At 47.4% G+C, this 18,228-nt stretch carries 20 protein-coding genes; 14 read left to right on the top strand and 6 right to left on the bottom strand.

Annotation, left to right across the window (positions count from 1 at the left end):
* Nucleotides 1-75: 75 nt before the first annotated feature.
* From FVR03_RS09840 to FVR03_RS09810, 7 genes are all read left to right on the top strand, one after another.
* On the top strand, nucleotides 76-321 hold the full coding sequence (locus FVR03_RS09840) for an AbrB/MazE/SpoVT family DNA-binding domain-containing protein (RefSeq protein ID WP_147921577.1): 246 nt from the start codon (nucleotides 76-78) through the stop codon (nucleotides 319-321).
* Nucleotides 312-635 carry a type II toxin-antitoxin system PemK/MazF family toxin gene (locus tag FVR03_RS09835; RefSeq protein ID WP_147921576.1) on the top strand — a complete coding sequence of 108 codons (324 nt, stop codon included), beginning with the start codon at nucleotides 312-314 and terminating at the stop codon, nucleotides 633-635. The genes FVR03_RS09840 and FVR03_RS09835 overlap by 10 nt, the downstream gene beginning before the upstream one ends.
* Nucleotides 636-786: 151 nt before the next feature.
* Nucleotides 787-1,329, top strand: coding sequence for a 30S ribosomal protein S16 (locus FVR03_RS09830; RefSeq protein ID WP_147921575.1), 543 nt, complete (start codon nucleotides 787-789; stop codon nucleotides 1,327-1,329).
* Nucleotides 1,330-1,339: 10 nt separating this feature from the next.
* A complete protein-coding gene (gene rimM, locus FVR03_RS09825) occupies nucleotides 1,340-1,912 on the top strand; it encodes a ribosome maturation factor RimM (RefSeq protein ID WP_147921574.1) in 573 nt (190 codons plus the stop codon).
* Between the two features lie 4 nt (nucleotides 1,913-1,916).
* Complete coding sequence (trmD, locus tag FVR03_RS09820; RefSeq protein ID WP_147921573.1) at nucleotides 1,917-2,594, top strand: tRNA (guanosine(37)-N1)-methyltransferase TrmD; 678 nt, start codon at nucleotides 1,917-1,919, stop codon at nucleotides 2,592-2,594.
* Between the two features lie 206 nt (nucleotides 2,595-2,800).
* Nucleotides 2,801-3,154, top strand: coding sequence for a 50S ribosomal protein L19 (gene rplS, locus FVR03_RS09815; protein ID WP_147921572.1), 354 nt, complete (start codon nucleotides 2,801-2,803; stop codon nucleotides 3,152-3,154).
* Nucleotides 3,155-3,323: 169 nt separating this feature from the next.
* Nucleotides 3,324-3,905, top strand: coding sequence for an inorganic diphosphatase (locus FVR03_RS09810; protein ID WP_147921571.1), 582 nt, complete (start codon nucleotides 3,324-3,326; stop codon nucleotides 3,903-3,905).
* Between the two features lie 593 nt (nucleotides 3,906-4,498).
* On the opposite strand, the gene FVR03_RS09805 is transcribed toward FVR03_RS09810, so the two are convergent.
* On the bottom strand, nucleotides 4,499-5,206 hold the full coding sequence (locus FVR03_RS09805; RefSeq protein WP_147921570.1) for a coiled-coil domain-containing protein: 708 nt from the start codon (nucleotides 5,204-5,206) through the stop codon (nucleotides 4,499-4,501).
* Nucleotides 5,207-5,421: 215 nt separating this feature from the next.
* On the opposite strand from FVR03_RS09805, the gene FVR03_RS09800 reads away from it, so the two are divergent.
* The 3 genes from FVR03_RS09800 to FVR03_RS09790 all read left to right on the top strand — a co-directional run bounded on the left by FVR03_RS09800 (nucleotide 5,422) and on the right by FVR03_RS09790 (nucleotide 7,536).
* Nucleotides 5,422-5,829 (top strand): 6-pyruvoyl trahydropterin synthase family protein, encoded by a 408-nt coding sequence (locus FVR03_RS09800; protein ID WP_147921569.1) that lies wholly within the window; start codon nucleotides 5,422-5,424, stop codon nucleotides 5,827-5,829.
* Entirely contained in the window at nucleotides 5,792-6,487 is a 696-nt protein-coding gene (folE, locus tag FVR03_RS09795) for a GTP cyclohydrolase I FolE (RefSeq protein WP_439651042.1), read from the top strand. Before FVR03_RS09800 ends, folE begins: the two co-directional genes overlap by 38 nt.
* 131 nt (nucleotides 6,488-6,618) lie before the next feature.
* Nucleotides 6,619-7,536, top strand: coding sequence for a TIGR01777 family oxidoreductase (locus FVR03_RS09790; protein ID WP_147921567.1), 918 nt, complete (start codon nucleotides 6,619-6,621; stop codon nucleotides 7,534-7,536).
* Between the two features lie 121 nt (nucleotides 7,537-7,657).
* Here the strand turns inward: FVR03_RS09790 and FVR03_RS09785 are convergent, their stop codons facing one another.
* Complete coding sequence (locus FVR03_RS09785; protein WP_255474152.1) at nucleotides 7,658-9,985, bottom strand: penicillin-binding protein 1A; 2,328 nt, start codon at nucleotides 9,983-9,985, stop codon at nucleotides 7,658-7,660.
* A 171-nt stretch (nucleotides 9,986-10,156) separates the two neighbouring features.
* Here FVR03_RS09785 and FVR03_RS09780 point away from each other — a divergent pair, with 171 nt between their 5' ends.
* Both FVR03_RS09780 and FVR03_RS09775 read left to right on the top strand, forming a co-directional pair.
* Nucleotides 10,157-10,663 carry a hypothetical protein gene (locus FVR03_RS09780; protein WP_147921565.1) on the top strand — a complete coding sequence of 169 codons (507 nt, stop codon included), beginning with the start codon at nucleotides 10,157-10,159 and terminating at the stop codon, nucleotides 10,661-10,663.
* 57 nt (nucleotides 10,664-10,720) lie between these two features.
* A complete protein-coding gene (locus tag FVR03_RS09775) occupies nucleotides 10,721-11,524 on the top strand; it encodes a class I SAM-dependent methyltransferase (RefSeq protein ID WP_147921564.1) in 804 nt (267 codons plus the stop codon).
* Between the two features lie 100 nt (nucleotides 11,525-11,624).
* Here FVR03_RS09775 and FVR03_RS09770 read toward each other — a convergent pair whose 3' ends face one another.
* On the bottom strand, nucleotides 11,625-12,731 hold the full coding sequence (locus FVR03_RS09770) for a DegT/DnrJ/EryC1/StrS family aminotransferase (RefSeq protein ID WP_147921563.1): 1,107 nt from the start codon (nucleotides 12,729-12,731) through the stop codon (nucleotides 11,625-11,627).
* A gap of 10 nt (nucleotides 12,732-12,741) precedes the next feature.
* Nucleotides 12,742-13,149: a sugar 3,4-ketoisomerase gene (locus FVR03_RS09765; RefSeq protein WP_147921562.1), complete on the bottom strand. Its 408-nt coding sequence runs from the start codon at nucleotides 13,147-13,149 to the stop codon at nucleotides 12,742-12,744.
* A gap of 87 nt (nucleotides 13,150-13,236) precedes the next feature.
* Here FVR03_RS09765 and FVR03_RS09760 point away from each other — a divergent pair, with 87 nt between their 5' ends.
* Both FVR03_RS09760 and corA read left to right on the top strand, forming a co-directional pair.
* Entirely contained in the window at nucleotides 13,237-13,839 is a 603-nt protein-coding gene (locus FVR03_RS09760) for an IMPACT family protein (protein ID WP_147921561.1), read from the top strand.
* Nucleotides 13,840-14,224: 385 nt separating this feature from the next.
* Nucleotides 14,225-15,358 (top strand): magnesium/cobalt transporter CorA, encoded by a 1,134-nt coding sequence (corA, locus tag FVR03_RS09755; protein ID WP_147921560.1) that lies wholly within the window; start codon nucleotides 14,225-14,227, stop codon nucleotides 15,356-15,358.
* A gap of 316 nt (nucleotides 15,359-15,674) precedes the next feature.
* Here the strand turns inward: corA and FVR03_RS09750 are convergent, their stop codons facing one another.
* Together FVR03_RS09750 and FVR03_RS09745 are read right to left on the bottom strand one after the other, a co-directional pair.
* Nucleotides 15,675-17,012, bottom strand: a complete 1,338-nt coding sequence (locus tag FVR03_RS09750; protein ID WP_147921559.1) for an ABC transporter permease — start codon at nucleotides 17,010-17,012, stop codon at nucleotides 15,675-15,677.
* On the bottom strand, nucleotides 17,005-17,916 hold the full coding sequence (locus FVR03_RS09745; RefSeq protein ID WP_147921558.1) for an ABC transporter ATP-binding protein: 912 nt from the start codon (nucleotides 17,914-17,916) through the stop codon (nucleotides 17,005-17,007). Before FVR03_RS09745 ends, FVR03_RS09750 begins: the two co-directional genes overlap by 8 nt.
* Nucleotides 17,917-18,228: the final 312 nt, after the last annotated feature.

Below are 18,228 nucleotides of genomic sequence, written 5' to 3'. Positions count from 1 at the left end.
CTTTAATTCACAGAACTTTAACTTGCTACGAATCGTTGATGTAATAACTTTGTGATTACATTACCAAACAGGGCTATGGAAGTATCAATTATAAAAATAGGGAATTCGAAAGGGCTCCGGTTGTCGAAGTCTATTTTGGAGAGGTATAACATTAAAGATAAGGTTGAGCTAATTCTGGAAAAAGGGCAAATTATTCTTAAGCCAATAGAGCAACCAAGAAAAGGATGGGACAAGGCTTTTAAAGAAATGCAAGAAAATAACGATGATCAGCTCCTGATTGACGATATGTTTGGCGATGAAAGCTTTGACGAATGGAAATAAGTCAATATGATATTGTGCTGGTGAACTTAGACCCAACCATTGGCAGTGAGATTAAAAAGACCAGACCTTGTGTTGTAATTTCTCCAAATGAAATTAATCATAATCTAAAAACAATAGTTATCGCCCCGATGACTACCCAAAGTCGCAGTTATCCAACTCGCGTAAAAGTGAAGCATAATAACCAACTGGGGTGGGTAGTAATCGACCAGATAAGAACCATCGACAAAGTTCGCATCCTGAAAACTTTAGGTAACCTGAACACTTCAGAAGTAGCAGCATGTAAGCATGTGATAAAAGAAACCTTTGTAGACTAAGATCAGCTATGACGTTAAATCTTTACGCTTCTTCTTTTTCCGTTCACAGCATAATGATTCCCAAGAATTTGGAAATTCGCCGCATTTTTCACTACCTTTGCGGTTCTAAAAAATGGCGGACGGGTTCCGCCGACCTTACTTAACTAACAAAATGGCAGTAAAAATCAGACTGGCCCGCAGAGGCCGCAAAAAAGCAGCAATCTATGATATCGTAATTGCTGACGCTCGATCACCACGTGATGGTAAGTTTATCGAGAAACTGGGTATTTACAACCCAAACACAAACCCTGCTTCTATCGACTACAACGAAGAAAAAGCGTTCCAGTGGTTGATGAACGGAGCACAACCTACTGACACTGTAAAAGCGATGCTTTCTTACAGCGGTATCCTGTTCAGAAAACACCTGCAAATTGGTGTATTAAAAGGCGCTATTACGCAAGAAACTGCTGATGCCCGCTTTGCTGAGTGGAAAGAGGTTAAAGACGCTAAGATCGAAAGCAAGCGCCAGACATTAGGCGCAACAAAAGAAGCTGCCAAAAAAGCTGCTTTCGAAGCCGAAACAAAAGTGAAAGAAGCTCGTGCTGAGGCTATCCGTCAGCGTGAAGCGGCTAAAGTGGCTGCCAACGCTCCTGCTGCTGAAGCTGAAGCTGAGGCTCCTGCCGAAGGCGAAGCAACAACTGAAGAACAAGCATAATTAAGCTGCCATGCATATTGATGACTGCTTCCTGTTAGGATATATCGTCAAGACCCATGGCACGAAAGGGCAGGTAGTGGCGTTTTTCGACGTGGACTACCCCGAAGATTATGATGATCTGGAATCAGTCTTTCTCGAACAAGGAGGAAGACTGATTCCTTTTTTTATTGAAAACATGGAGCCGCAGCAGAAAGGCCGTTTCATTATCAGGTTTGAAGAAGTTAAAACCATGGAACAGGCTGAAAAACTGCGCAACACAGCCCTGTACCTGCCGCTCGACGAACTGCCCGACCTGGAAGATGGCCAGTTTTATTTCCATGATGTAATCGGCTACCAGGTGGTAGACGAAAACTACGGCGAACTAGGCATTGTAAAAGACTTTTACGATATGCCGCAGCAGCAGCTCATGGGCATGGAGTATCTGGGTCAGGAAATGCTGGTGCCTGTTATTGACGAAGTAATGCAAGGTGCCGACCACGAGGCAAAAATACTGCACGTGAGCCTGCCCGAAGGTTTACTTGAAGTGTATACCCAACCTGGCACACCCGACGACCAGGACGAGGAAGAGGAGAAGAAGGAATAACCCCATGCGCTTCGATATTATCAGTTGTCAGCCCGACTTACTGGAAAGCCCTTTCAGCCATTCTATCTTAAAAAGAGCCCAGAACAAAGGGCTGGTGGAAGTTCACATTCATGACCTGCGCAAGTTTGCCATAAACAAGCACGGCCAGATAGATGACTATGCTTTTGGTGGTGGTGCCGGTATGGTGATGATGATCGAACCCATTGACAAGTGCATATCCGGCTTACAGGCCGAGCTCTCTTACGACGCCATCATTTACATGACACCCGACGGGCAAACCCTCAACCAGAAAATTGCAAATCAGTTCTCGCTTCTCCAGAACGTCATCATTCTTTGTGGCCACTATAAAGGCGTGGATGAGCGCGTGCGCCAAAAGTTCATAACACACGAAATCAGCATTGGCGACTATGTACTTTCTGGTGGAGAGTTAGGTGCTGCTGTGCTGGCAGATGCCATTATCCGGATTGTGCCCGGTGTTCTCAACGATGAGTCGTCGGCGCTTACCGATTCGTTTCAGGATGGGTTGCTGGCTCCGCCTGTTTATACCCGCCCAGCAGACTACAAAGGCCTGCAAGTGCCTGAGGTGCTGCTGTCTGGCGATACCCCCAAAGTGGAGCAGTGGCGCTTTGAGCAGGCTATTACCCGCACCCGCGAGCGCCGTCCTGACCTGCTAAACGAGTAGCTCCTCTATCCTACCCTTGACACCTAAGTGCCTGAAAAGCCTTTGGAAGGCAGTTTCTATTAGAATAATTGCAGGTTCAGGAACTAAAGTGTAGAAGAGAGAACATTTTTAAAACATTTTTCCTTTTAAATATTCCTAACTAAGAAATATTTATCTATCTTTGCAGTCCGAAATCTGAAGAGATATTTAGCTTTAAGAACATAGCCATGAGCGAACTATTAAAATTTATTGAGCAGGAATCAACCGACAAACGTGCCTCTTTCCCATCTTTCCAGGCTGGCGATACCGTTAACATCCATGTTAAGATCCGCGAAGGAAACAAAGAGCGTGTACAGCAGTTCCAGGGTGTTGTTATCCAGCGTAAAAATGTAAATACAAACGGTGAGACTTTCACTGTAAGAAAAGTATCTAACCAGATTGGTTTAGAGCGTATTTTCCCACTTCTGTCACCAAGCATCGAGAAGATCGAGCTTATCAGAAGAGGTAAAGTGAGAAGAGCAAGACTGTACTACCTGAGAGGGTTACAAGGTAAAGCTGCCAGAATTAAGGAAAGAAGATAAAAATACCTGTTTTCATAAGTTTACCATAGTTTTAGTAAGGAGGAGCCGGTTAAGTCCGACTCCTCCTTTTTTGCTTTAAACAGCTACCATACCTGCAGGAGCATGGCACCTGTTGTTGCTGCAGCGTATCTTTGCGCCTGAAAACACTTAACCAGTTCCTGAATACCTTATGAAACGCTACATCCCGTTCCTGCTGTTGCTAACGCTGCTCTGCGCTGCCTGTAAAACAGATTACGCCAACCTGCCCACTTATACGCCTAACAAGCAGCTACAGGCAGTTATTGAAACACCGGCAGGCAATAATCACAAAATACTCTTCGACAAAACCACCAAAGAGTTTGCAAGCGAAAAGGACGCAGGCAAAGACCGCATCATCCGGTTTCTGCCATACCCGGGCAATTATGGTTTTATCCCGTCTACGGAGGTAGGCAGCAAAGGCACTCCTCTGGAGGTGCTGGTGCTGTCGGAACGTGCGGAGACAGGTACTGTGGTAGAGATTATTCCGATTGGTGTGCTACAGCTGGAGATAGCCGGCGAACTTTACCCACAGATTATTGCCATACCCGCCAGGCCAAGCGAGCAGCTTATTTCGGCACAAGATTTTAAAAGCTTCAGTAAGCAATATCCGGCCGTTAAAAAAATATTGGAGGAGTGGTTTTTACACCACAACAGCGCCGCCAGAACCAGAATGGGCGGCTGGCGCGACGAAAAGTTCGCCGACCAGATGATTCAGCGTTGGATGAAGTTATAAGCGGCTACATACTAAAAAAGCAGTCTAACCCTTGGCAGAAATCAGCATTAAAAGCTTCGGAAGGCCATTTTCATCTGAATAATTTAAGTTCATGACATTGGTAGGGTTCTATATCCATATTTTTAAAATAGCCGGATCGCTGCCGCGAGCTTTCAGCTCGTGGTATTAAATAGGGCGAGTTTTCAACTCGCATAGAACACCTTTAAAGGCAAATATCAGAAAGTAAATCAACAAGTAAGATTTTCTAATTTAGGCTATGCATTTCTTCTTACATGAAGCCTAAGCAGGACACACTGCCTTTATTCCTACTTCCGCGAGTTGAAAACTCGCCACTATGAGAAACCACGAGCTTTCAGCTCGCAGCAGCGACTCTGTTTTCTTTAGATATTGCAGTTTATTAGTGTAGTAACAGAACCCCAATATTACGGCACAGAACTTTTTTTAATTTGAAAGAATAAATATCAATTCTTTTTGTGCACAAAATAATCAAAGGACATCAAATGAATAACTTACCAGCTTACAACAGAAAAGCCCGGCTTTGCAGCCGGGCTTTTCTGTTGATGTAAATGGTTAAAGTTGTATTGTCTTATAACTTACTTAATTGTCTGCAGCTTCAGCCTCACGCCTTCCACCGACTTCTCCATTTCCAGCACCTGCTGGCGACTTAGCTCCTGTTGCTTCGTGCTTTGTTCTACGGTTAGCTCCAGTTGCTTTAGCTCTTCAGTGTTTTTGGCCATTTCTGCTTCCAACTCCTGTTTTCTTTTCCTGTTTTTTTCGATGTTGAGCTGAATGTCGTTTGCCTGCTTTACCACCCGGTCCTGCTCCAGTTTGGTAGCGCGCAGCACATCTTCGGCCTCGTTAATCTGGCGCAGCACATCCTGGCGGTATACCTTACGGGCAAAGCCGCGCATAAAGTTTTCAGCAGCGGCATACTCGGCTGGCGTAGCACTTTTATCAACATAAGCGGTGCCCATATCCAGGCTCCACCAAACATAGCTTTCTTCGCTTGAACTGTTGCCCACTTTTGAAATCACGCGCAATGGAGCGCTTGAAATGGTATCGATAACTGCCCCCTCTATGGAATAAACGCCTTTCCGATACTTTACTTTTCCTGCTTTCTCGCCCAGGTGCTCCTTCCACGATTTTTCTACTAACTTCGGGTCGAGCTGCACCGTGAGTTGCTGCCCACGCCGTGCCACCCCATCTACTGGCTGCTCCCGCTCCTCTACCTTTACCGACTGCGCCTTTGCAAACACCGCCAGAAACACAAACAAACCAGCTAAAAGTAATCTTGTTCTCATACTAGAATAATGTAATATTTTTGTTAAAACCTTCTAGCTACTAAATTACTTAATCGGCCTAATTATTCGGGCAAAAATGAATTATTTAATTTAGGCCTCATTTGGTTTGCGGTTCAGGCTGGCAACACTACCTTTGTACTCTTGTAGCAACAGCTATTTCTAATGTTTTTTGTGCTTCGTCGAACATAAACCTAACCGGTTATGTTTACCAGATTATGAAACTAACCATTTGCCGAAAAGAACATTTTAACGCCGCCCACAGGCTCTACAACCAAGCCTGGACCGATGAAGAAAATGAAGCTCTTTTCGGGAAGTGCAGTAATCCGAATTACCACGGGCATAACTATGAGCTTACGGTAAAGCTAACAGGCACCGTAGACCCCGAAACAGGTTATGTATATGATCTGAAGAAACTGAGCGACCTGCTGAAAGCGGAGATTCTGGACCGATTCGACCATAAAAATTTGAACCTGGACACTGCTGAGTTCCGTCACCTGAACCCTACGGCAGAGAATATTGCCAAGGTTATTTATGACATTCTGCGGCCTAACATCAGGGAAGACTTAGAAGTAGCTGTATTGCTTTATGAAACTGAACGAAACTTTGTTGAATATAATGGATAAGCAGGACAAGGAGCACGATTTGGAAGCGATGGAGGATCATTTAATGGGTTCACTCGAAACGCCCTTACGCCCCGATGCCTTTGATTTGCCCGACGGAGAAAAGATAGCCATTATTGCGGCACACTTCGAGAAGATAATGCATACCCTTGGCCTCGACCTCACCGACGACAGCCTGAAAGGAACCCCGTTGCGCGTTGCTAAAATGTATGTGGAGGAAATTTTTAGCGGCATTAACCCTGCCAATAAACCCCTGATCCGACGGTTCGAGAATAAATATAACTACAACCAGATGCTGGTGGAGCGCGACATTACCGTCTATTCCTCTTGCGAGCATCATTTTGTACCGATTATTGGCAAAGCACATGTTGCCTACATGCCAAACGAGCACGTAATTGGCCTGTCGAAGCTGAACAGGATTGTACAGTTTTATGCACGGCGGCCACAGGTGCAGGAGCGCATGACCATGCAAATTGCCAACGAGCTGAAGCAGGCGCTCAAAACCGATAACGTAGCTGTACTCATTGAAGCAGACCACCTCTGCGTAATGAGCCGTGGCGTTAACGACGTGAGCAGCAGCACCATAACAGCCGAGTATTCCGGGCTTTTTGAAGAGAACCAGTACCGTAACGAGTTTTTGAGCCACATACGCCAGAAATAAGCTACACCACTACTCCCCTACCTCTACCAGAAGACATACTTGATGCAATTGAACACAATGCAGTTTCAACTGTTTTGTAGCCGGTATACGTATAGGCAAAACAAGATATGCTTCTAATAAAACTATAAACTATGCCATGTAAGATACTTATTACAGGCGGATCAGGTCTGGTTGGCTCCCGCTTATCAGAGATGCTGATCGATTTGGGCTATGAAGTGGCTCACCTCAGCAGGAACCCCGACAAGTTCTCGAATTACAAAACTTTTAAGTGGGACATAAAGCACCCTCACATAGATGATAACGCCATTACCTGGGCCGATTATATTGTGCACCTATCCGGGGCTGGCATTACCGATGAAAAGTGGACGGAAGAGCATAAGAAAGAAATCCTGAACAGCCGCGTAAACAGCACTCACCTGCTCTACAGCTGCCTCCAAAAAACCGACCACCACGTAAAAGGCTTTATAGCGGCTTCTGGCATTGGCATTTACGGCGACTCCGGCGATCAGCTGATGTCGGAAGAAAGCATGTATGCCGACGATTTTCTGGCAGAGGTTTGTAAAGCCTGGGAAGGTGCAACCTGGGAAATCAGGGACTTGGGCTTACGCACCGTTATTTTCAGGACAGGTATTGTGCTAAGCACCAAAGGCGGCGCACTGCCCCAACTGGCCCGCCCCGTGAAGATGATGGCCGGAGCACCACTTGGTTCAGGAAAACAATATATGTCCTGGATCCATATCGACGATGCCTGCCGCCTCTACATAAAGGCCATAGAAGACACACAGTTTGAGGGCGTTTACAATGCTGTTGCCCCACATCCAGTTACGAATTCAGAGTTTACAAAGCAACTGGCGCAGGTTATGCACCGCCCGCTGGTGCTGCCTAAAGTGCCGGCCTTTGCCTTAAACCTGTTGCTGGGCGAAATGAGTGGCGTAATTTTAGGCGGTCAGCGTGTTAGTGCGAACAAAGTACTGCAGACCGGTTTCACGTTTGAGTATAGCCAGCTCCCGGAGGCTCTTAAATCGTTTTTTTCTAAAGAAGAACAATAAAATATAGAAACAGTATTTACAACACACCCTTGGCACAAAATAGAGCCGGAACCTTCTGAAGGCCTTTTTCATTCGAATAATCAGGCTTGTCGAAAAATCTTAAGGCTAAAGTAAAAGCAGGTTAAATGTTATCGCCCATGTTCAGAATTTCAAGTTCCAGATCTATGGCTGTGGAGTCTGGAGCCGCTTTTGGCAGTACGGTGGTGCAGTTATACTTTTTGCTGATCTTAACGGTGGGAGACGGGAAACGGCCTCTTGTGTAGCCAAGCGCCGTATCTTTGTAAATCTGCTCCATATACAGGCCGAATACTGGTAAGGCCGTTTTAGAGCCTTCGCCAAGTGCGGAGGTCCGGAAGTGGATGCTTCTGTCTTCTGCGCCCACCCACACGCCAGTTACCAGGTCTTTGGTTACGCCCATAAACCAGCCATCGGAGTGGTTGGAGGTGGTACCGGTTTTGCCTCCTATTTCGTTTCCTTTCCAGAGGTCATACTCCCAGAGTGCCTGCGAGGTACCACCTGGTTCTTCCATGCCGCCTTTGAGCATGTGCATCATCAGAAAGGCAGTTTCTTCGCTAAGTACTTTTTTCTGTTTGGGCACGAACTGGTGAATCAGGTTCCCATTGCGGTCTTCGATGCGGGTAATAAAGCGCGGTGTTGTATAGAATCCTTGATTCGGGAAAGTGCTGTAAGCCCCCACCATTTCGTATACCGACACATCGCTTGGGCCTAAACCAATAGAAGGCACTGCCTGTAACGGACTGCTGATGCCGAGCCGTTTGGCATATTTCACCACTGTTTCCCAACCTACAAGCTCTGTGAGTTGGGCAGTAACCGAGTTCACTGATTTACCCATGGCACGGCGCAGTGTCATAGGCGCCCCTGTGTATACCCAATCGGCATTGGTGGGCGACCAGTCTTTTTTCTCGCCGTTCTCTACATAATTAATGGTTATGCGCTTGTCCACAATTTTATCGCAGGGCGAGTAACCATTGTCGATGGCGGCTACATACACAAATGGCTTAAAGGTAGAACCCGGCTGCCGGCGTGCCTGCTTTACGTGGTCATACTTGAAGTACTTGAAGTTAATGCCGCCTACCCATGCTTTTATCTCGCCACTAAACGGGTCCATGGTCATCATGCCACCATGCAAAAAGCGCTTGTAGTACCGGAGCGAGTCGAGCGGCGACATAGTTACCTTTTTCTCCAGTTGCGGATTATCCCAGGTAAACACCATCATGTCGCGGGGTGTGTTCAGTTCGCGGTTTATGGCTTCTGTGTCGTTTCCGTGCTTCTCTTTCAGGCGCTTGTAATAAGCTGTGCGCTTGATCGTAGATTCTATAAAACCAGGTATTTCGCGGTTCTTTTCATCTACCCAGGGGTTTTTGTCTTTCCAATGGCTGTCGAAGCGACGCTGTAACACCCGCATCTGTTTTTCAATGGCATTTTCGGCATGCTGCTGCATCCGTGAATCTATGGTAGTGTACACTTTCAGGCCATCACGGTACAGGTCGTAGCCGTTTTGGGTGCACCACTCTTTCAGGTAATCGGCCACAGCCCCACGAAAATAAGTGGCAGGTCCGTCATAGTGGTTCTCGACCTTGTACTGCAGCGTAAGTGGAAGCGTGCTAAGCGAATCGGCTTCTGCCTTAGACAGGAAGTTGTACTTAGCCATTTGTGCCAGCACAGTATTGCGGCGGCGCTTCGAATTAGCAGGATTAAACCGTGGGCTGTATGAGGTGGGTGCCTTGAGCAGGCCGACCAGCACCGCTGCCTGCTCCGGCTTCAGGCTATCGGGTGAGGTATTGAAAAAGGTTTTGGATGCTACCTTTATGCCAAACGAGTTCGAGCCAAAATCAACCGTGTTCAGGTACATGGCCAGTATTTCTTCTTTGGTATAGCGCTGTTCCAGTTTAATGGCCGTTATCCATTCTTTGGTTTTAGAGATGAGAATATTGGCTCCCGGGATATGGCCTAGCGCACCTTTAGAGTCGTCGGCTCTGGTTTTGTAGAGGTTCTTGGCCAGCTGTTGCGAAATAGTACTGCCACCGCGACTGTCGCCGCCTAGCAGTGTGCCATACAGAATGGAGGCAATGGCAGAAGGGTCGATGCCGGAATGCTGGTAAAAGCGCACGTCTTCGGTTGCGATAAGCGCCTTTACCAGCACCGGCGACACTTGGTCATAAGACACCGGGCTACGGTTCTCCCGGAAGTACTTCCCGATTAGTTGCCCATCGGCGGTATACAGTTCTGATGCCTGGTCGCTACGGGGGTTCTCCAGCCGGTCGAGGCTTGGTGAGGAGCCAAACAGGTAAAACAGGTTGTGCTCTACGCTGAACAGGTAGAACACGATAGAGGCCACTCCCAGGAAGAAAATCTTCCAGATAAAGCTAATGGCGAACCCGTATAACGATTTTTTTGGCTTTTTTACTTTTTCTTGCTCTTGCAGCATCCTTATTAAACAGAGAGTTACTCTCCAAAATTCCAGTTCACGCTTCTTTCTAATCTAATGCAAATATACCCTTTGTACTTAATATACCTGATTTTAGGTCCTAAAACTTAGCGAACGCTTCGCTTGTTTCTGTTGTGTGCCTATCTTTGCAGGCTTTTCAGCTAAACTACTATGCAACAGAAACTACAGGAAATATTTGAGCCGATCGTGGGCCTGCCGCTTACCCGCACCACCCGCAACGGCAAGATACAATATTTCCACTTTGGCAGCACGCACTACACCACCAGCCAGGGTCTGGTGCTCGATATTGGTGCCTATACGCTGGCGCTTGACTGTGCCTGGCACCTTGACCTGCCCAAAGGCGATGCCATATCGCACAAGCACGTGCTCCTGCCTAGGCAAACGGCCGGCCTGCCAGATCCTGCCTTCGATTGGAAAGTGCCTGGTGCCAACCTCCGCGACCAGCGCCTGAAAGATTTGCTGAAAGGTGGATACCCCATGAACGCTGACATCATAACCTCTGGTCAGGATGCCGGTTTCCAGTTAGATTTTACCAATGGTGCTATCTTAAAAGTAGCCCCTTCTGCTGCAGATAAAGGCGAATTTTTCTGGCAACTGTTCAGCAACCTTGGCGATGATTTTAAGGCAACGGCAGGACCCTCTGGTATTATCAGCTAAAGCAGCAGCAACAACCTTTTCAGGTAGGCTTAGTATGCTTAAAAAAAGGGAATTGCTGTGAATTTTCGATTACATCTTTTTGAGCTGGAGGATCAGGCCTGGTTTCCGCACATTATCAGGCAAGGCATGCTGGATTTCCTGCGTTTCATGATCTCGAAGCTTGGAGCCTACGAAACCGCTGTTCCGCTGCTGCAGGAGCTTCTGACGAAAACAAAGCAGCAACACTTCACCGATCTTTGCTCCGGAGCCGGAGGAGGCATAGAGGTTATAAGCCAGGCACTTAACAAGCAAATGGGAGTACCGGTGCAGGTTACTTTGTCGGACCTGTACCCCAATGAGGCTGCTTATCTCTATCTAAAAGAACGCTCTGGCGGCCTGATAGATTTTATTTCTGAGCCGGTAGATGCTACCGCTGTTCCTGCCTCTGTACAGGGTACCCGCACTATTTTTTCGTCGTTTCATCATTTCAGGCCGGAGCAGGCGCAGGCTATTTTGCAAGATGCAGCCGATAAACGTGTAGGTATCGGTGTGTTTGAGGGAGCCAGCAAAAGCTGGCTGGAGCTTATCATACTTTGGCTGGTGTTTCCTTTCCTGATACTTCTCGTTACGCCTTTTATCCGCCCTTTTAAACTCAGCAGGTTATTTTTTACCTACCTCGTGCCGCTCATCCCGATAGGCATTATATGGGACGGTACTGTTTCGTTGCTCCGCATCTACACGCCTGCTATGCTCCAGCAAATGGCAAACAAGGTGCATGCTCCAAATTACACCTGGCGAGCCGGCAAGGTAGGAGACAAACCCGGCAAACATGTTATTTACCTGATTGGCTACCCCACAACTGAACCTCAACCCTTGAGCTAAAAATGCTGGAAAAGCTTTTGGAGGGGTTTTCTATTAGAATAATTTGTTTGTTGGTTGTTGATCCGGACTAAAAAGTCTGGTATCTAACATCTAGCTTCTATTATCTAAAAAACTTCTTCACCGCCTTTACCACAAGCTGCTGTTCCTCCTGGCGTAGCCCCGGGAAGAGCGGGAGGCTGAGGCTGGTGGAGGCAAGTTCTTCGGCAATGGGTAAGTCGCCTGGTTTGTAGCCGAGGTGGCTGTAGGCGGTTTGCAGGTGCACCGGAACCGGGTAATGTATGGCAGTAGCTATCCCCTGCTCCTGCAGATGTGCCTTGAGCGCATCGCGGTGGCTGCTCCTGATGTTGAACACGTGGAACACATGGCTGCTACCGGGGGCGGTAAAAGGCAGCACCACATTTCCTACCCCCTCCAGCTCCTGAAGATAGAACTGTGCCTGCCTTTGTCGCTCTGCATTTGCTTGTGTAAGAAACTTAAGTTTTACTTCCAGCACAGCCGCCTGTAGCACATCGAGGCGCGAGTTTATGCCTACCAGGTCGTTACGGTATTTGGTGGTTTCGCCATAGTTATGGTAGCTGTGCACAAAGGCAGCAATGGCCGCATCGTTGGTTACCACCGCACCTCCATCTCCCAAAGCACCCAGATTTTTGGTGGGGTAAAAGCTGGTGGCATTCACGGTTCCGAAGGTGCCTACTGCCTTTCCGGCAAAAGTAGCTCCTTGTGCCTGGGCAAAATCTTCGATCAGGTGCAGGTGGTGTTTAGCTGCCAGTTCTACCAGCGCATTCATTTCGCAGGCTTGCCCGTAGAGGTGCACCGGCATAATGGCTTTGGTGCGGGCTGTAATGGCGCGTTCGGCAACGGCAGCTGCCAAGTTATAGGTTTGCAGATCGGGCTCCACCAGCACCGGTACACAACCTGCCTGCACCACCGCATTGGCTGTAGCAATAAAAGTATTGGCTGGAACTATCACTTCATCGCCGGGGCCTGCTCCAATGGCTTTCAGGGCCAGCACCAGCGCATCGTAGCCGTTGCCAACCCCAATGGCATGTGCAGCACCAAGCGTAGTGGCAAAGGCCTGCTCAAAGGCAGTAACCTGCTCGCTGAGTATATAGCGTTTGCTTCGCACCGCCTGCAGCACCGCATGCTCCACTTCCGCAGCCACCCCCTCCGGAAAATCTCTGAACTCAAAATAGGGAATTGCTGCCATTTAACTGACTTTAGCGTGGGGCTGTTAATTGTTTAAATTCCTCGTAACTGTGCACATAATCTTGTGGGTCGAAGTCGGTGGAGGCCAGGCAAATGGCAACGGCATCGGGCGAAAAGGTAATTTGTGTCCAGCAAAGGGCGGGTATGTAAAGCCCTGTGTTGGGCGAAGAAAGTGTAAATGTGTTTTTGCCCCGGCTCGTTTCGGCCTCTATGGTTACTGATCCGGTTACGGCCACCAGCACCTCTTCCGTTGTTTTGTTGGCATGGTTTCCGCGCAGCGCGTCAATAGGCGTGTCGTAGGTCCAGAAAACACGGCGCACGGCAAATGGCAACCTGTCGGCGTATTGGGTGGTGGTAATAAATCCTTCTGAAGCACTCCCGAACTGGTCGAACTTTAAGATATAGGGTACTGAAGCCAAAGCGATTTCTTTATTTTATGCTGTAAATTAACCCAAATCAGCTTAATTTGCTATACTTGCTTTAGCAGATTGGCAGATTAGAAAGGAATGGAGGATACTTACCGCACCATAGCAGCACCGGCAGAAGGGCTTTACAAAGAGAAAGGAAGCAAGTTTATTGCGCTGGCTTACCCGGTTTATTCCGAAGAAGAAGTGAAGGAAATATATGCAGGCATCAAAAAACAGTACTACGATGCCCGCCACCACTGCTACGCCTACTGCCTGGGTGCCGACAAAAGCCGCTACCGGGCCAACGATGATGGCGAACCCAACCACTCGGCCGGTGACCCGATTCTGGGCCAGATCCGGTCTGCTGACCTCAGCAACGTGCTGGTGGTAGTTATCCGGTATTTTGGCGGCATTAAACTCGGGGTGAGCGGATTAATCTACGCCTACAAAACAGCCACAGCAGAGGCCCTTGCCAACGCCACGGTCGTAGAAAAACATGAAACAGCTTTATTACAGTTGCGTTTTGAGTACCTGCAAATGAACGAGGTAATGAGCCTGGTGAAGGAGTATAACCTGGAGATGCGCGACCAGCAGTTTGAACTCAGCTGCCAGCTAACCCTGGAAGTACGGAAAAACCTGAAGGAGGAGCTAAAAGCTAAAGTCGAGAACCTGGCTGGCGTAGAGGTGCAGGAGCTGTTTTAATTTTGAATGAGTGAATGAGTGAATGAGTGAATGAGTGAATAGGAAACTGCATTTTGGTACTTCAGGATTCGAATTAGAAGAACTTTTAGAAACAAACTATTTTAAGCTATAAGCTGATCTATTTATATGGCCTGATCCAAAGGTTCTTCACTTATACCCTGTTTCACCCTTTCTTTCATGTTAAGCCGTTACATATTCAAATCAACCATTTAACCATTAAGCCATTTAACAATTAACAACCGACAATCAACAACTAAATTATTCTAATGAAAAAGCCCTTCCAAAGGCAATTTGCTGAAAAAAGGCCAAGGGTTGCTGCTGCTGCTCAGAATGTGAGTTGTTCATCACTAATTTTTAAATTCTAATGTTCAATTCTATCCAGTTAATGGCAAAGAAAAAATATAGGCGCTCCAGAAGCAACAGCATCCTGGACCGGAAAATAGGTATAAAACCTGGCCACCTGTATGTACCGACGGAGGCTTTTGTGCCACGATTTTTCCTGATGTCGTTTAGCGAGGCAATGTTTGAGGAACAGGAGTTCGAAACGTATGCGCAGCTGCTGAAGCGGTTTAAGGAACTGCCTGATGCCAGGCACTGGATTGATATTAGAGGCTATGGCGACCTGCAGATTCAGGAGCAACTGGTTAAGGATTTCAAGATACACCCGCTCCAGATGGAGGACGTGATAAACGACTACCAGCGGCCCAAAGTAGATGAGTACGAAGACGGACTCTTTATGATTACCCGCATGCTGCGCTGGTCTGAGGAACAACACTCTGTAGAAGATGTGCAGCTTTCGGTATTCTCGAACGCCAACTACGTTGTTACGCTTCAAAGCGATTACGCCGATTGCCTGGACCCGCTACGGGAGCGCATACGTGCCGGGCGGGGTGTTATCAGGCAGCGGCCGCCTATTTACATCGTATATGCCATCCTGGATGTTGTGCTCGATTACTATTTCCCGGTAATTGCCGAAATAGGAAAGTATGTGGATGAACTGGAGCACAGCATACTAAAGTCTTCTTCAAAAATTACCCTGCAACACATCCTTGACCTGAAAAATGAGCTGGTGAAACTCCGCCGAATTGCCTGGCCGGAGCGCGACAAACTGGTAGAACTGCTACGGATGGAGGAAGACGTTCTGCCCGAGAACCTGAAAGTATACTTCCGCGACGCCTACGACCACACCATTCAGCTAATCGACCTGATTGACAGCCACAAAGAGATGGCATCGAGCCTTGTAGACCTGTACATGTCTACGGTAAGTAACCGGATGAACGAGATTATGAAAGTACTCACCATTATCTCCAGCATATTTATTCCGCTCAGTTTTATAGCCGGCATCTACGGCATGAACTTCGCACGCGAGAACCCCGAAACCGGCGAGGTTTACCCCTATAGCATGCCGGAACTCTACCAGCCTTACGCCTACCCCATCCTCATCAGTCTGATGCTACTGCTTATTTTGCTGCAGCTCTACTTCTTCTACCGGAAAGGCTGGTTTACGAAATCTTTCTAAGAGCTTACCCTTGAGCGTTTTTGTAGCCAAAAGCTTTTGGAGGGCTTCTTTATTGGAATAATTCGATTAGGCAATACCGGTAGCAGTTAAAGAAAAAGCCCATCCGTCAGAGGATGGGCTTTTGTAATTTACCATGCAATGTCGGCACGGGCTACAAGCCCGCGCCAGCGAAGTTCCCGGAACAGAGTTAATCCTGATTTATTGTAAGTTTAAAGTCCACCTGCAGTAGACTTCGAACAGCATGTTTTATATTTAGGTGTAGTTGAAAACTACACTTAGGAAAGGAAAAATGGAAGAAGAAAAGAGACAACTCCTGCTACACCCTATAAAACAGCCACTTCGACAGCTCCCGATAACTTACTTTTTTGCCATACATCAGGATTCCTACTCTATAAATGCGGGCGGCAATCCAGGTGGTAAAGATAAAGCCCAGGATCAGAGCGCCCATAGAAACTAGCAGTTCCCAGGCCGGAACGCCAAATGGCACACGCACCATCATAATAATAGGCGAAGTGAGCGGAATAACAGAAAGCCAGAAAGCCACCGGCCCATCGGGGTTCTGCAGCACCACAGAGTACGAGAGAATAAAGGAGATGACGAGCGGAATCGTAATCGGGAACATGAACTGCTGCGTATCGGTTTCGTTGTCTACGGCTGCGCCTACTGCGCCGAATAGGGAGCCGTACAGCAGGTAGCCTCCCAGGAAATAAAACAGGAAACAGCCCAGGATAAGTGGAATATTTAAGTTACTGAGCGCGCTGAGCGCGGTGCCCATTACTGCTTTTGTCTTGTTATCTTCTACAGCCTGTTCTTCCTCAGTTAAGTCCTCACCTGCAACCCTCCCCGACATCATCTGTTCGGCTGGCGTAGGCGCAGGTTTAATACCAAAAGCGGCCTGCACTCCCGTTACCACCACCATCGAAAGTACTACCCAGAGCAGGAACTGCGTAAGCCCAACAGCAGCAATACCAACAATCTTGCCCATCATCAGCTGAAACGGCTTCACCGACGAAATAATTACTTCCACAATCCGGTTCGTCTTTTCTTCTATTACGCCCCGCATAATCTGCACGCCGTACATAAATATGAAGAAGTAAATAATAACCGCTGCCACAATGCCTGCCCCAGAGGTAACCCAGGCGTTGTTGTCGCGTTCGCCTTCGTCGCTGAGGTTAACGGTGGTAATCGAGATGTTGGCTTTCATTTTATTCAGCTGCTCCCGGTCTATGCCAGACGCGATAAAACGCTGGTTTTCAATCTCCTTCTCCAGCATATTTTCCAGGCGCGCCTTGGTTTGTATGTTGGTGTTCTTCTTAGAGTAGACTTTAAAACCCTGCGGATCGTTAATATCCATCTTTGGGATGTAGAGCAGCGCCGTGTTACCGGTTTCGCGGTAAAGCTCCTTGGCACTCTCCAGGTCGCCTTGTATCGGAATAAACTGCAGGTCTTTCTTCGTCTCCAGCTTATCGGCAAACAAACCACTTTCGTCAAGCACCATCACCACATCGGAACTATCAGAAACAGTTGCCAGCCAGGCAGGAACCACCATAAAAGCTGCCAATAAAAGCGGTGTCAGAAAAGTCATGATGATGAAGCTCTTCTTCCGGACACGCGTTAAGTACTCCCGCTGAATTATCAACCAGATTTTATGCATGGTGTGTTTCTTTTACTTTTCTGATGAAGATGTCGTTTATGCTCGGTACCAGCTCAATAAAAGAGTGTACCTCTACCCGCTCGATCAGGTAACGGAGCAGGTCGTTTGGTTGCGTGCCGTTCAGGAGTTTAATAGATGCTCTGAACACGCCATGGTTCTCGTGCTGCTCCAGCACCTGAAAATCGGGGTTCAGAATCATGAGTTTGCCATTGCCGATTACCTGAAACGTATCGGTTTTATAGGCTTCTTTTATTTCTTTTACAGAACCATCGAGTACTTTCTGTGCCCGGTTAATGAGCGCAATATTGTCACAAAGTTCCTCCACCGACTCCATCCGGTGTGTCGAGAAAATAATGGAAGCTCCTCTTTCGCGCAACCGCAGAATCTCGTCTTTTATGAGGTTGGCATTTATCGGGTCGAAGCCAGAGAAGGGCTCATCGAGAATAATAAGCGCTGGCTCGTGCAGCACCGTAGCAATGAACTGCACCTTTTGCTGCATTCCTTTCGAGAGGTCTTCTATGTTTTTGCCTACCCAGTCGCGTATTTCGAGGCGATCTATCCAGCCTTTAATCCGTTCGGTGGCATCTGCTTTGGTCAGGCCCTTGAGCTGCGCCAGGTACAGCAGCTGCTCTCCTACCTTCATCTTCTTATAAAGGCCACGTTCTTCCGGCAGATACCCCATTTCCCTAATATGATCGGGCTTCAAGCGATTTCCTTTAAATAAGATTTCGCCGGTATCGGCTCCGGTAATTTGGGTAATAATGCGGATAAGAGATGTTTTACCGGCACCGTTTGGCCCCAGCAAACCAAAGATACAGCCAGTCGGAATAACGAAACTGACATTGTTGAGGGCGGTATGATTGGCGTAGCGCTTAGAAACGCCATCAATTTTCAGGATGCTCAATGTGCTACATGTTAGTTTAGGTAAAAATAGTTTTATTCTACTCATGCAGCAATACCTTCCTCAATTTAGATAGCAGATAATATAGAGGTGCGGAAAGCTGTTTACATCGATATGCTATTGAAATTATCAGATGATCATCTGCTAACGAAGATGCATTTTGCTTTGGCTCCAACACTTTTCGCAACCGCTTCATCCGGTTGTTAATAAAGAAAGTTCCAGCCACCGAAACATATACATTACTGGAGCTAACAGCTTAAATTATTCTAATAAAAAACCCCTTCTGAAGGTTTTTCAGCATTTTTAGGTCAAGGG

The organism is Pontibacter qinzhouensis, assembly GCF_008017455.1.
Taxonomy (GTDB): Bacteria; Bacteroidota; Bacteroidia; order Cytophagales; family Hymenobacteraceae; genus Pontibacter; species Pontibacter qinzhouensis.
The sequence above is the reverse complement of the archived record's forward strand: the minus strand, read 5'-3'. Positions and strand labels throughout refer to the sequence as shown.

Excerpts from the sequence above, each read along its gene's own strand:
- FVR03_RS09840 (WP_147921577.1), top strand. The coding sequence starts at position 76 with ATGGAAGTATCAATTATAAAAATAGGGAATTCGAAAGGGCTCCGGTTG.
- FVR03_RS09835 (WP_147921576.1), top strand. The coding sequence starts at position 312 with ATGGAAATAAGTCAATATGATATTGTGCTGGTGAACTTAGACCCAACC.
- FVR03_RS09830 (WP_147921575.1), top strand. The coding sequence starts at position 787 with ATGGCAGTAAAAATCAGACTGGCCCGCAGAGGCCGCAAAAAAGCAGCA.
- rimM (WP_147921574.1), top strand. The coding sequence starts at position 1,340 with ATGCATATTGATGACTGCTTCCTGTTAGGATATATCGTCAAGACCCAT.
- trmD (WP_147921573.1), top strand. The coding sequence starts at position 1,917 with ATGCGCTTCGATATTATCAGTTGTCAGCCCGACTTACTGGAAAGCCCT.
- rplS (WP_147921572.1), top strand. The coding sequence starts at position 2,801 with ATGAGCGAACTATTAAAATTTATTGAGCAGGAATCAACCGACAAACGT.
- FVR03_RS09810 (WP_147921571.1), top strand. The coding sequence starts at position 3,324 with ATGAAACGCTACATCCCGTTCCTGCTGTTGCTAACGCTGCTCTGCGCT.
- FVR03_RS09805 (WP_147921570.1), bottom strand. The coding sequence starts at position 5,206 with ATGAGAACAAGATTACTTTTAGCTGGTTTGTTTGTGTTTCTGGCGGTG.
- FVR03_RS09800 (WP_147921569.1), top strand. The coding sequence starts at position 5,422 with ATGAAACTAACCATTTGCCGAAAAGAACATTTTAACGCCGCCCACAGG.
- folE (WP_439651042.1), top strand. The coding sequence starts at position 5,792 with ATGAAACTGAACGAAACTTTGTTGAATATAATGGATAAGCAGGACAAG.
- FVR03_RS09790 (WP_147921567.1), top strand. The coding sequence starts at position 6,619 with ATGCCATGTAAGATACTTATTACAGGCGGATCAGGTCTGGTTGGCTCC.
- FVR03_RS09785 (WP_255474152.1), bottom strand. The coding sequence starts at position 9,985 with ATGCTGCAAGAGCAAGAAAAAGTAAAAAAGCCAAAAAAATCGTTATAC.
- FVR03_RS09780 (WP_147921565.1), top strand. The coding sequence starts at position 10,157 with ATGCAACAGAAACTACAGGAAATATTTGAGCCGATCGTGGGCCTGCCG.
- FVR03_RS09770 (WP_147921563.1), bottom strand. The coding sequence starts at position 12,731 with ATGGCAGCAATTCCCTATTTTGAGTTCAGAGATTTTCCGGAGGGGGTG.
- FVR03_RS09760 (WP_147921561.1), top strand. The coding sequence starts at position 13,237 with ATGGAGGATACTTACCGCACCATAGCAGCACCGGCAGAAGGGCTTTAC.
- corA (WP_147921560.1), top strand. The coding sequence starts at position 14,225 with ATGGCAAAGAAAAAATATAGGCGCTCCAGAAGCAACAGCATCCTGGAC.
- FVR03_RS09750 (WP_147921559.1), bottom strand. The coding sequence starts at position 17,012 with ATGCATAAAATCTGGTTGATAATTCAGCGGGAGTACTTAACGCGTGTC.